Genomic DNA, 12,206 nt, shown 5'->3' on the forward strand with positions numbered 1-12,206 from the left:
AAAGGCCATGCCCCGTTCCCGAACAAACAAACACTTGGCCGCCGCACGCCGAGCGATGCTGGCGCTAGCGCTGCTGGTGGCGGGAATCGCCGGGTGGCAGTGGCTCCAGTCACACCCGCAGCACAACCCCTGGGCGCCGCTCGACCTGCGCGATCCGCCGGGTTGGGCGACGCGCACCAAGCTGATTGCCCTGCGCAGCGATGTGGCCGAGTGCCGCGCCGTGCTGGAGGGTAGCGACATTGCCTTCACCGCACTGCCCGAAACGGGCGAGGGAGCCTGCGCGCGGCCTGATCGTACCCGGCTCGGCGATTATCCGCTCGTGCCGGATACGCCTGCGGTGACCTGCCCGGTGGCGGCAGCGCTTGAATTGTGGCGGCGCAAGAGCGTAGCGCCCGCTGCGCGCAACATCCTTGGCAGCGATCTGGCGCGGATCGAACATCTCGGCGCCTTCTCCTGCCGCCGGATGTATGGCGGCGCCGACGGCCCGTGGAGCGAACACGCCACCGCCAATGCGATCGATATCGCCGCCTTCGTACTGGAAGATGGGCGGCGCATCAGCGTCCTCAAGGACTGGGATGACGACGGAGACAAGGCAGCCTTCCTGCGCGCTGTGCGAGACGGCGCGTGCGGCAGCTTTGCGACCGTGCTTTCACCCGATTACAATGCTGCCCACGCCGACCACTTCCACTTCGATCAGGACGATCGCTGGGCGGGGGTGTGCCGTTAGCTGGCTTCGAGCGCGTATCCAGCTGAACGCACCGTGCGGATCGGGTCTTTCGCCCCATCGATCCCTATCGCCTTGCGCAGGCGGCGGATGTGGACGTCGACCGTGCGCAACTCGATGTCCGAGCCCGTGCCCCACACGCCGTCGAGCAGCTGGCCACGGCTGAACACCCGGCCCGGGCTCTCCATGAAGAACTTGAGCAGCCGGTATTCGGTCGGCCCCAATTGCAGCGCCCGACCGCGCCGCTGGACCCGGTGCGCAACCGGATCGAGCTTGAGATCGCCAACCTCGATCGTCTCGCCCGCCAGCGCAGGACGGATGCGGCGCATCACTGCAGCGACACGCGCGAGCAATTCGCGCGGCGAAAAGGGCTTGGTCAGGTAATCATCGGCGCCGGTTTCCAGCCCGCGCACCCGGTCATCCTCAGCCTCACGCGCGGTGAGCATGATGATGGGCACGTGGGCGGTCTCCTTGTCGCGGCGCAGACGGCGGCAGACCTCGATGCCGCTGGTGCCTTCGATCATCCAGTCGAGAATGATCAGATCGGGCACTTCTTCGGCGGCCAGCATCAGCGCTTCATCGCCATCGCCGGTGCAACGCACGGCATAGCCTTCGTTCTGGAAACGATATTCGAGCAGTTCGGACAGGGCCGGATCGTCTTCGACCAGCAAAAGTTTGGCAGCGGACATGCGCAGGATGCCTCCTCAAGCCCGCGCAGGCGGGCGATGCCATGCGCTATGTGTCACTTGAGCGACAATTTGATGAAACTGTACATGGCAAATTTTCAACAGGCACATGACATTGCACCTGCCGCAGCTACGCCTCAGCGGTCACCTTCTGGCGGATAGGCCCCGGTTGCCGCAAAGTGCACCATTTCCGCCACGTTGGTCGCATGGTCGCCGATCCGCTCGATGTTGCGGGCCACGAACAGCAATTGCGCCGCGCTCGAAATGGTCGAAGGATTCTCGACCATATAGCTGACAAGATTGCGGAAAATGCTGTTGTAAAAGCCGTCAACCTTGGCGTCGGTGGCGATCACCTCGCGCGCCAGATCAGGGTCACGCGCGGCATAGGCTGTCAGCACGTCATGCACCATTTCGCCCGCAAGCTCACCCATGGTGGGGAGCAGGGTGAGCGGTTCGAACCGGGCGCGGCCTTCGATCATGCCGGTGCGCTTGGCAATGTTCTTGGAATAATCGCCGATCCGTTCGAGCACACCGCCGATCTTCAATGCGGCGATCACTTCGCGCAGGTCGTCCGCCATCGGCGCGCGCAGAGCGATGATCCGCACGGCGAGCTTGTCGACTTCGATTTCGAGGGCATCGATCCGCTTGTCACGCAGCACCACCTGTTCGGCCAACGCTTCGTCCCCGCGCACCAGCGCATCGAGCGATTCGGCAATCGCGACTTCAGCAAGGCCGCCCATCTCGGCGATCAGGCCGCGCAGCCGGGTGATGTCTTCGTCGAATGCCTTTACGGTATGCTCAGCCATCAGCCGTACCTTCCGGTGATGTAATCCTTGGTGCGTTCTTCGATCGGATTGGTGAAGATTTCCGAAGTCGGGCCATATTCTACCATCTTGCCGAGGTGGAAGAACGCGGTGCGTTGACTGACGCGGGCGGCCTGCTGCATCGAGTGGGTGACGATCACGATGGCATAACGCCCGGAGAGTTCATCGATCAGTTCCTCGATCTTGGCGGTGGCGATGGGATCGAGCGCACTGGCCGGTTCGTCCATCAGGATGACCTCGGGGTCTACCGCGATGGCGCGGGCAATGCAAAGCCGCTGCTGCTGGCCGCCCGAAAGCGCGGTGCCCGAATCCTCGAGCCGGTCCTTGACCTCGTCCCACAGACCCGCACGGGTAAGGGAACGTTCGACCACGATGTCCAGATCGGCCTTCTTCTCCGCGAGGCCATGGATTTTGGGGCCATAGGCGATGTTCTCGTAGATCGACTTGGGGAAGGGGTTGGGCTTCTGGAACACCATGCCGACACGGGCGCGCAATTGCACCACGTCCATCCGGCTACCGTGAATGTCCTCGCCGTCCAGCTCGATCAGACCGGTCACCTTGGCCGTGCCAATCGTGTCGTTCATCCGGTTGAAGCACCGAAGGAAGGTCGACTTGCCGCAGCCCGACGGGCCGATGAACGCGGTGACGTAATTGGGCGAGATGTCGATCGACACTTCGTCGATCGCCTTCTTGTCGCCGTAGAAGACGCAGACGTCCCGCGCGCGGATCTTCGCGCTTTCGTCGGCCATGTTGGGATGGATTACAGTCACCAGCGTTTCTCAAACTTGTTGCGGAGGTAAATGGCGAGGCCGTTCATCGTGAGCAGGAACACCAGTAGCACGATGATAGCGGCGCTGGTGCGTTCCACAAAGCCGCGGTCGATTTCATCGGACCACAGGAAGATCTGCATCGGCAGAACGGTGGCGGGAGAAGAGAAGCCTTCGGGCGGGGTGGCAACGAAGATGCGCATCCCGATCAAGAGCAACGGCGCGGTTTCACCCAGCGCTCGGGCCATGCCGATGATGGTCCCGGTCAGCATCCCCGGCAGCGCGAGCGGCAGCACGTGGTGGAACACCACTTGCACCGGCGAGGCCCCGATGGCGAGCGCGCCGTCACGGATCGACGGCGGCACTGCTTTGATCGCATTGCGACCGGAAATCACGATCACCGGCATCGTCATCAGCGCCAGCGTCATCCCGCCGATCAAAGGCGCGGATCGCAGGTTCGGGAACAGGGCGAGGAACACCGCCAGTCCCAGCAGGCCGAAGATGATCGAGGGCACCGCGGCCAGGTTGCTGATCGATACCTCGATGATGTCGGTCCAGCGGTTCTTGGGAGCGTATTCCTCCAGATAGAGCGCCGAGAGCACCCCGATCGGAAAGGCCAGCACCAGCGTCACCAGCATCGTCAGCATCGAGCCCTTGAGCGCCCCCCAGATGCCGACCGCCTGCGGGCTGGTCGCGTCCGAGCGGCTGAGGAAGCCCATATCCCAGTTGCGCGACAGCTTGCCTTCCTTGTCGAGCCCCTGCGCCAGCGCTTGCATTGCGGGCGGGCCTTCGCCCTGAAGTCCGGCCGCCAGCGCCGAGGACGTCGGCAGGTTGAAGCTTTGGCTACGGGTGATGAGATCGGGGTCTTCCGCCAGCGCCGTGGCGATATCGCGCCATGCATCGGGCGAGATTTCTGCGGCAGCATCCTTGCCCAATTGTGCTTCGGCAAAGAAGGTCACGATATCGGGCAGGCCCTGCATTTCAAGCGTCTGCATCGCGCTCGGCGCAGTCAGCGATATGGCATCGCCGGTCACGCCGCTGGTGGGAAAATCGATGGTGACTTCAACTTCGGCGCGCTGAAACCCCGCAACGCCGTTGATCAACATATTGCCGAGCAGAAATACCAGCACGGCAACCGAGAACACCACCGCGCCTAGGCCGACCCGGCGGAAATTGCGCTCGGCCCGGTAGCGCTTGGCAAGGCGCTGTTCGAAGGCGGGCGTGCGGGTTGGGCGCATTGTTTGCGCTTCTGCAACGTCGTCGTGGGGAAGGGCGGAACTGCTCATTCGTAGGCCTCGCGGAAACGCTTGACGACGCGCAGGGCGATGAAGTTGAGCGCCAGCGTCACCATGAACAGCACGAAGCCCAGTGCATAAGCGCTGAGCGTGGCGGGGTGATCGGTGCTTTGCTCGCCGGTCAGCAGTTTGACGATCTGCACCGTGACGGTCGACATCGGCTCAAGCGGGTTGGCGGTGAAATTGGCCGCGGGCGAAGCGGCCATGACCACGATCATGGTCTCCCCAATCGCGCGGCTGACCGCGAGCATGATCCCGGCGACGATGCCGGGCAGCGCAGCGGGGAACAGCACCTTGCGGATCGTTTCGGACTTGGTCGCGCCCATCGCGAGGCTCCCATCACGCATTGCGCCGGGTACAGCGGCCATTGAATCGTCCGCCATTGAGGAGACGAAGGGAATGATCATCACCCCCATCACGATCCCTGCGGCGAGCGCGCTCTCGGTCGAGGCGCTGGTGATACCGATTGCCACGGCTGCATCCCGGATCATCGGGGCCAACGTTAGCGCGGCGAAATAGCCGTAAACCACCGTCGGCACACCCGCGAGCAGCTCCAGCAGCGGCTTGATCCAGGTGCGCACCTTGGGATCGGCATATTGGGTCAGGTAGATCGCGCTCATCAGCCCGAGCGGGATCGCCACGATCATGGCGATAATGGCGCCAATAAAGATCGTCCCCCAGAACAGCGGAATCGCACCATAGCGCGACGGATCGACCGCATCCGGACTCCCCATCGTGTCGGGGCCCCACTTGGTGCCGAACAGGAAATCGATCGGTGAGACCATGCCGAAGAAACGCACGGTCTCGAACACCAGACTCACGAAAATGCCAAGCGTCGTGAGGATCGCCACCAGCGAGGCCAGCAGCAGGATCATCATTACCGTCCGCTCAACCCGCGTGCGCGCACCGAATTGCGGGCGCAGCCGCAGGAATGCGAGCGCGCCGCCGGCCGCCGCAATCAACACGGTCACAAGAATGCCGATGGTGTTGTAATAGGAAAAGGCATCGCGGAACGGGACGATCAGCGGTTCCGCCTCGTCATTGAACACGCCGGGCGCCTGACCCAATGCCACGGCGCGCGCTTCGCCAAGAAAGGCGTCACGCTCGAAACCGAAAACGGGCAGACCATCGGCGGCGGGCGAGGTCAGCACGGTTTGCAGCACCAGTTGCGGCGCGATCACCGACCAAGCCACCACAAACACCAGCACCGGGATCACCACCCACAGGGCGACGTACCAGGCATGATAGATCGGGCGCGAGGCCGGGCGCAGCGCCGGGTCGCTTGACGCAAAGCTCCACGCCTTCGCACGGCCAGCCAGCCAGCCCAGCAGGCCCAGGCCCAAAGCAATCAGGATCAGCGTGATCGGCGACATGAAAGAGACCTGTGTTCCCTGCAGGAGATGCGCTTTGGCGTTCAGGCCTCCGAATCTCGGATTCGAGATCGGCGGGCGGTCCAGCCCCTATGCCATGACGGGCGCATGTTGAAGAAATAAGACACTACTATGACAGTTGTTGCGTTTCCGTCTGAGGCTCGGTGGTTTCTTCGGGTTCAATCGGGACAATATCGGCGCGAGGATCGGGCTCGGCGAGCGGGATTCGGACAACGACGCGCGTGCCTTTTCCAAGCTCGCTCGTGATGTCGAGCCGCCCGCGATGACGCTCAACGATGTGCTTGACGATGGCGAGCCCGAGCCCCGTTCCGCCCGAAGCGCGGCTGCGGCCCGGATCGGTGCGATAGAAGCGGCGGGTGAGGTGCGGGATCTGTTCAGGCGCAATGCCTTCGCCCTGATCGGCCACCGCAATCCGCGCCAGATCGCCCTGCGCCAGGTCGAGCACGACGTTGACGGGCGTATCTGCCGCACCATATTTCAGCGCATTATCAACGAGGTTGCGCACAACCTGCTCAACCTGCTGGAGGTCGCCCAGCACCACCGGTTCAGCCGTGATGTCGAGCATCAGGCGATCGAGCCGCGCAGGCCCCGCCGCATCGCGCGCCGCGCGTTCGACCAGTGAGGCAAGGTCAATGCGCTCGGTCGGCAGGTCGTGTTTTTCCGCTTCGACGCGCGACAGGCTCATCAGGTCACTGACCAGTGCGTGCAGCCGCTGGGCCTCACGCTCGATGATCCCGAGGAACTTGCGCGCGGTCGGGGTGTCGAGCCCCTCGTCGCCTTCCTGCAAGGTTTCGACATAGCCGAGAATGGCCGCGAGCGGCGTGCGCAATTCGTGGCTCGCATTGGCGACAAAATCGGTGTGGGCGCGGCTGATGTCAGCTTCGGCAGTCTGGTTGATGAATTCGAGCATCGCCAGCCGGTCGTCGAGCCGCTGGCGGTTGATCTGCCAGATATCGCCGCGCCGCACGAGCCCCCGCACGATCGCTTCGCCCTGACGGTTCTCATTGAGCAGCGAAATCGCCTCGGGCTGGCGCAGCGCCACGCGGGCATCCTGCCCGATCACATGCGGCCCCAGCATCTTGCGCGCTGCCCGGTTGGCAATCGCGATGGTGCTCCGTTCGGTGATGACCAGCGGGGTAGAGGAATTCTCGATCAGGTCGCGGATCGAATCGAGCGACAGGCGCTGCTTGACCTTGGCTTGCGGCGGTTCGGGCGGGCGACCGGCGGCGACCAGCAATGATCCGACCCACACCGTCAGCACCGCAATCGCGATGACCACCTCGGTCCCAAGCAGCAACAGCGCCACGAAGGTCACCGCCGCAAGGCTGATGCCGGCGATGGGAATGTTCTGGCCGTTGCCCATGGCTCTGGCTCTTACAGCCAAGCATTGGGTGTGGGAAGGGTGGCTGCCCGGAACGGAGCATGAAAAAGGGCGGCAAGACCGAAGCCTGCCGCCCTGTTTTGTCCCAACCGAAGATGGTGACCCCTACGGGAATCGAACCCGTGTTTCAGCCGTGAAAGGGCCGCGTCCTAACCGCTAGACGAAGGGGCCGTCTCGATTGCGAGAGCGCGCAACTAGGGGCGTGAATCGGATCGGTCAAGCCCCGTTTGCGCAGCGTGCGGGAAATTTACGCCGTCGCTGGATCAATCGGCAAAGGCTGCGTCTTCGAGATGCAATTCAGCTGCTGGGCGGTTGCCCCAGTCGTCAAGCTTGACCCGACCGGCCAGGTAAAACCGGCGGCCCTGGTGGCGGTGCAGCAGGGTCTGGCCCATCTCGCTTTCGCCTGCACGGAAGGCGATGGCCTTGAAGCTCTTCCCGTCATTGCCGCTGGCGATCAGGCGCAGGTGATCCTTGCCGACGATGTCCGCCTTGACGATCCGCACCGGGCCGACGGCGATGCGTGGGGCGGGCCAGCCGACGCCGTAAGGGCCGGCAGCTTCCAGCGTCTCGACCAGTTCCGGCGTGAGCCCACCCGGCGCCAGCGCCAGATCTAGCAACATCGCAGCGCCCGCCCGCGCGCGATCCACATCGCGGGCGAGGCGTTCATCGAGGAACCCGGCAAAGTCGGAAAGCCGCGCCGGATCGATTGTCAGCCCTGCTGCCATCGCATGGCCGCCGCCTGCCACCAGCAACCCGGCCTCACGCGCGGCGATGATAGCTGCGCCGAGGTCCACGCCGCTGATCGAACGGCCCGAGCCTTTGCCCTGCGTCTCGTCCAGCGCGATCACCACGGCGGGCTTGCCGGTCTTTTCTTTGATGCGGCCCGCAACAATGCCGATCACGCCGGGGTGCCAGCCATGCCCGGCGATGACCTGCACTGCCATATTGTGCTGGCCGGCAATCAGCGCCTCGGCCGCTTCCTGAACCTCGCCCTCAATCGCGCGGCGTTCCTCGTTCAATTGCGAAAGCTGCGCGGCAATGGCGCGGGCTTCTTCGGGGTCTGTGGTGGTGAGCAGCCGCACGCCCAAAGTCGATTCGCCGATCCGCCCGCCCGCATTGATCCGCGGGCCCAGCGCAAAGCCGAGGTCGCTGGCTTGCGGCGCGCGGGTGAGGCGGCTTGCATCCATCAGCGCCGCCATCCCGATCCGCTCGCGTCGGGCCAGCACCTTCAACCCCTGCGCCACGAAGGCGCGGTTGAGACCGTGGAGCGCGGCGACATCGGCTACGGTGCCGAGCGCCACCAGATCAAGCAGGCCCATCAGATCAGGCTCGCGGCGGTGTTCTCCAAACCAGCCGCGCCCTCTCAACGTCCGCACCAGCGCTACGCCGAGCAGGAAGGCGACGCCCACCGCTGCCAGATGCCCGTGCGCCGCACCAAGATCGCTCTCGTCCAGCCGGTTGGGATTGACCAGCGCGGTCGCGGGCGGAAGGTCGGGCGAGCATTTGTGATGGTCGACCACGATCACATCGACCCCGGCATCGCGCGCCATGCCGAGCGCCTCATGCGCCATCGCGCCGCAATCGACCGTGACGATAAGGCTCGACCCGGTTTCGCCGAGCTTGACGAGCGCCTCTCCCGATGGACCGTAGCCTTCGAGCAGGCGGTCAGGGATGTAATAGCCCGCGTTCAGCCCCAATTGGCGCAGCAACTCCACCAGCAGCGCGGCACTGGTGGCACCGTCCACGTCATAGTCGCCGTAGATCGTGACCCGCTCGCCGGTCATCACGCTGTGGGCGAGGCGTTCGGCGGCGGTGTCCATGTCGCGGAAGGTCGATGGGTCTGGCAGGAAGGCACGGATCGTGGGCTGGGCATGGCGCGCCAGATCATCCTCGGCCACCCCGCGGGTCAGCAGCAGCTGATCAAGGACCGCATGATTGAGCCCATGCGGCCCGCCCGCTTGCGCCGCGTCCAGCTCCATATTGCCACCGCGCCAGCGCCACGCCTTGCCTGAAAGCGAGACGGCAACGCCGAGAACCGGTGCAAAAGGAGGGGGTGACAGGGTGTGGGAGGCCATTCGGGCGTTCTAGCGCAACTCCTTGGCCGCTGACAGGTGCGCGCGGTTGACAATCGACAGGCGCAGAGCCCAGCGTTGCGTCATGACCACGGTACCTGCCGAACCTTGCCTGCTGATCATCTGGCACAGCCGCACCGGAGCGAGCGAGGCCATGGCTAAGGCTGCTGCCGACGGGGCAGGAGAGGCGGCTTTGTTGGTGCAGGCTGCTGACGCCACGCCCACGTTGCTGCTGGCAGCGCACGGCTACATCTTCTGCTGCCCCGAAAACCTCGGCAGCATGAGCGGGCTGATGAAAGAAATGTTCGACCGTGCCTATTACCCCGTGCTCGGGCAAATCGAAGGTCGGCCCTATGCCACGCTGATCGCTGCCGGATCGGACGGGGAGGGTGCCACGCGCCAGATTGACCGGATCGCAACCGGGTGGCGCTTGCGGCGGGTCGCTGCACCTTGCATCGTCAATCTTGCGGCGCAGACCCCTGAAGCCATCACGGCGCCTAAAGACGTCCCGGCCAAGGCCTTGAATCAGTCCCGGGAAATTGGCGCTGCCCTAGCCGAAGGGCTCCGCCTCGGAGTGTTCTAGAGATTGCTCCAAAACGGTAATGGTGGTCGGTTGGGGGACTCGACGATGATCGGCAAAGCCGTCAATTAGTTCGCGGTTCAAACGCCATTCAGGGGCAGTCGAAGGGAGCCGGGACAATTTCACAGTTGCAGCGCGCCCATCATGCTGAACTGCATTTGCTGTTTGGCCGTGGCAAGCGGCCCGATCGGGATGCGATCAGGGCGTTTGCTGCGCGCTGTCAGTCCGTTAGCATCAGCCACGATCCCTCTCCCAAAGACGCGCCCCATGCCGAAACGCTCCGGCCCAGCGAGCAGCATTGGCTGGAATTGTTGCGCGATGGGCTCACCTTCGATCTCACTGGCCTTGCCCCTGGTCCCGAAAGCCCCTTGCCCGAACTGGCCCAGCGCTTCGATCTGCCCGCGCAGCCGGATCTGCGTGATCACGAAGCGATGACGCTGCGGCCGGGTCCGCATGTCGCCTCTGCCGGAAATAGCATGCCGGTGGTCTGCACGGTGATGGCGCTTGCTTGCGATCTGGTGCGGCATTTCGATGATCTCCTTGCGGTCGGTTGGGCGCCTGCGGGCAGCGTGATCGGGCGGAGGTTTTTCGAATCCGTCACCACCGCGTGGCTTGATGGCGGGCCATTCCCGGCCTTGGGGCTGACCGCCTTTGTCGAAGCGCCCGATGGCGCGCTGCAAAGCGTGGGGCTGGCGTTCTGGATTGATCGGGAACTGCGGATCGAACCACCGCTCAGCGCCGACCGGGTGGCAGCAACGCGCCTTGCGATCCGTCTGGTCAATCATCTGGTCCTTATCGGCGAGCTGGAGGCGGATGATCACATTACCGCACCAGATGGCACACGACTGGTCTTGCGACCATCGCGCGAGCGGGCGCTTATCAGTGTGTGGCGTGAATAGATGCCGCATTCGGGTCGCACCGCCTGTCTGAATGTCATCGCGTTCCGCTCGGTCAATTCGCCGGGCGCGCAGGGGTATGATCCCGGTCTGCAACGCCACCACTTGCTGCCCCGACAACTGCTCTCGCAGCGCTGCTTTGGTGCGCTGTTTGCCAATGTCGGGCGAGCGCGGGTCGGGTTTGACGATTTCCGCCGCAACGGCCTGCTGCTGCCCGCGACCGAGTCGGCCAGCGTCAGCACCGGGATGCCGCTCCACCGCGGGCCGCATCGGCGCTACAACGAGGTGGTGATCGCCCGTGTCGGCCAGATCGAGGCAAGTTGGTCGGTTGCCCGGTACGGTAATCCGGAAGCGGCGCTGGATGAAGCGCTGCTACGGCTCCACTTGTTGCAATGTGCTTTGCGGCGGCAATTGCTGGCGCAGCGCCGACGGGTCCTGCTCAATCGCAAGGACCCGCTCGGCGCCGGCTTTGATTTCAGCGAACTCGACGCGATGGCCGAATTGCTGTGGGTGGCCGAGTATTCCTACTCCGCAGCCTCAGCCATCGCACCCCACGAGGCATAGCCCGAATTGGCGAGCAACTGCGCCTTGGCAGCGTGATATTCGCGCTCGAACCGGGCGACCAGATCCTCGACCGTGCCGACTTCCTTGATCGGCCCGATGCCCTGGCCCGAACCCCAGATGTCCTTCCACGCCTTGGCCTTGGTGTTGCCGCCGCTGCCGAAATTCATCTTGCTGGGATCGCTCACGGGCAGGTTGTCCGGGTCCATCCCCGCAGCCTCGATCGAGGAGCGCAGGTAGTTGCCGTGCACCCCGGTGAAGAGGTTGGTATAGACGATCCCTTCCGACGAGCCTTCAACGATGCCGTCCTTGTACGCGGCATCGGCGTTGGCTTCCTTGGTCGCGATAAACGCGCTGCCCGCATAGGCGAAGTCGGCACGCAGGGCCTGCGCGGCGAGGATGGTAGCCCCATGCCCGACCGCACCCGACAGCGCGACCAACCCGTCAAACCATTCGCGGATTTCCTGCATCAGCGCGAAGGGCGACAGTGCCCCCGCGTGACCGCCCGCACCGGCCGCCACCGGGATCAGCCCGGTCGCACCCTTTTCGATCGCCTTGCGAGCGAAGCGGTTGTTGATCACGTCGTGCATTGTGACCCCACCCCAGTTGCGCACGGCGGTGTAGATGTCTTCGCGCGCGCCGAGCGATGTAATCACCATCGGCACCTGCCACTTCTCGCAGGTCGCCATGTCGGCATCGACGCGGTCGTTGGTCTTGTGGACGATCTGGTTGACCGCATAGGGCGCCGCCGGACGCTCGGGATGGGCGCGGTTGTGGGCGGCCAGTTCCTCGGTGATCTGGTGGAGCCATTCGTCCAGCTGTGACTGCGGCCGCGCATTCAGCGCCGGGAAGCTGCCGATGATCCCCGCCTTGCACTGTGCGATCACCAGCTCAGGGCCGGAGACGATGAACAGCGGCGATCCGATCAGCGGCAGGCGCAGACGATCGAACGGGGCGGGAAGCGGCATCGGTTTCTCCTTAAAACTGTATTCTCAACCCGTTCTCTAGCGCCGGTTTTGACGCTGCCAA

At 64.3% G+C, this 12,206-nt stretch carries 13 protein-coding genes and 1 tRNA gene; 4 read left to right on the forward strand and 10 right to left on the reverse strand.

Annotation, left to right across the window (positions count from 1 at the left end; genetic code table 11):
* Positions 1–7: 7 nt before the first annotated feature.
* Positions 8–727: an extensin-like domain-containing protein gene (locus GRI59_RS08985; protein WP_160760860.1), complete on the forward strand. Its 720-nt coding sequence runs from the start codon at positions 8–10 to the stop codon at positions 725–727.
* Here the strand turns inward: GRI59_RS08985 and phoB are convergent.
* The 8 genes from phoB to recJ form a co-directional block, all read right to left on the reverse strand.
* The gene (gene phoB / locus GRI59_RS08990; RefSeq protein ID WP_160760861.1) at positions 724–1,413 is read right to left on the reverse strand and encodes a phosphate regulon transcriptional regulator PhoB; all 690 of its coding nucleotides are present in this window, start codon (positions 1,411–1,413) and stop codon (positions 724–726) included. The two genes, GRI59_RS08985 and phoB, sit on opposite strands and share 4 nt — an antisense overlap.
* Positions 1,414–1,547: 134 nt before the next feature.
* Positions 1,548–2,216, reverse strand: a complete 669-nt coding sequence (phoU, locus tag GRI59_RS08995) for a phosphate signaling complex protein PhoU (protein ID WP_183363622.1) — start codon at positions 2,214–2,216, stop codon at positions 1,548–1,550.
* Positions 2,216–2,983: a phosphate ABC transporter ATP-binding protein PstB gene (gene pstB / locus GRI59_RS09000; RefSeq protein ID WP_160761591.1), complete on the reverse strand. Its 768-nt coding sequence runs from the start codon at positions 2,981–2,983 to the stop codon at positions 2,216–2,218. Before pstB ends, phoU begins: the two co-directional genes overlap by 1 nt.
* A gap of 17 nt (positions 2,984–3,000) precedes the next feature.
* A complete protein-coding gene (gene pstA / locus GRI59_RS09005) occupies positions 3,001–4,287 on the reverse strand; it encodes a phosphate ABC transporter permease PstA (protein WP_419866799.1) in 1,287 nt (428 codons plus the stop codon).
* Complete coding sequence (gene pstC, locus GRI59_RS09010; RefSeq protein ID WP_160760862.1) at positions 4,284–5,669, reverse strand: phosphate ABC transporter permease subunit PstC; 1,386 nt, start codon at positions 5,667–5,669, stop codon at positions 4,284–4,286. Before pstC ends, pstA begins: the two co-directional genes overlap by 4 nt.
* 127 nt (positions 5,670–5,796) lie before the next feature.
* A complete protein-coding gene (locus GRI59_RS09015) occupies positions 5,797–7,050 on the reverse strand; it encodes a sensor histidine kinase (RefSeq protein ID WP_160760863.1) in 1,254 nt (417 codons plus the stop codon).
* A gap of 114 nt (positions 7,051–7,164) precedes the next feature.
* Positions 7,165–7,239 (reverse strand) — tRNA-Glu (locus GRI59_RS09020).
* Between the two features lie 92 nt (positions 7,240–7,331).
* Complete coding sequence (gene recJ / locus GRI59_RS09025; protein WP_160760864.1) at positions 7,332–9,143, reverse strand: single-stranded-DNA-specific exonuclease RecJ; 1,812 nt, start codon at positions 9,141–9,143, stop codon at positions 7,332–7,334.
* 82 nt (positions 9,144–9,225) lie between these two features.
* Between recJ and GRI59_RS09030 the strand changes: the two genes are divergently transcribed.
* Entirely contained in the window at positions 9,226–9,723 is a 498-nt protein-coding gene (locus GRI59_RS09030) for a flavodoxin family protein (RefSeq protein WP_160760865.1), read from the forward strand.
* Positions 9,724–9,842: 119 nt separating this feature from the next.
* On the opposite strand, the gene GRI59_RS09035 is transcribed toward GRI59_RS09030, so the two are convergent.
* Positions 9,843–10,247, reverse strand: a complete 405-nt coding sequence (locus tag GRI59_RS09035) for a hypothetical protein (protein ID WP_160760866.1) — start codon at positions 10,245–10,247, stop codon at positions 9,843–9,845.
* Between GRI59_RS09035 and GRI59_RS09040 the strand changes: the two genes are divergently transcribed.
* Complete coding sequence (locus tag GRI59_RS09040; RefSeq protein ID WP_160760867.1) at positions 10,239–10,619, forward strand: hypothetical protein; 381 nt, start codon at positions 10,239–10,241, stop codon at positions 10,617–10,619. The two genes, GRI59_RS09035 and GRI59_RS09040, sit on opposite strands and share 9 nt — an antisense overlap.
* Positions 10,620–11,180, forward strand: a complete 561-nt coding sequence (locus GRI59_RS09045) for an AHH domain-containing protein (RefSeq protein ID WP_160760868.1) — start codon at positions 10,620–10,622, stop codon at positions 11,178–11,180.
* Here the strand turns inward: GRI59_RS09045 and GRI59_RS09050 are convergent.
* On the reverse strand, positions 11,141–12,145 hold the full coding sequence (locus GRI59_RS09050) for an NAD(P)H-dependent flavin oxidoreductase (protein WP_160760869.1): 1,005 nt from the start codon (positions 12,143–12,145) through the stop codon (positions 11,141–11,143). The two genes, GRI59_RS09045 and GRI59_RS09050, sit on opposite strands and share 40 nt — an antisense overlap.
* Between the last annotated feature and the right edge of the window lie 61 nt (positions 12,146–12,206).

Source organism: Erythrobacter ramosus (assembly GCF_009828055.1).
GTDB classification, from domain to species: domain Bacteria; phylum Pseudomonadota; class Alphaproteobacteria; order Sphingomonadales; family Sphingomonadaceae; genus Erythrobacter; species Erythrobacter ramosus.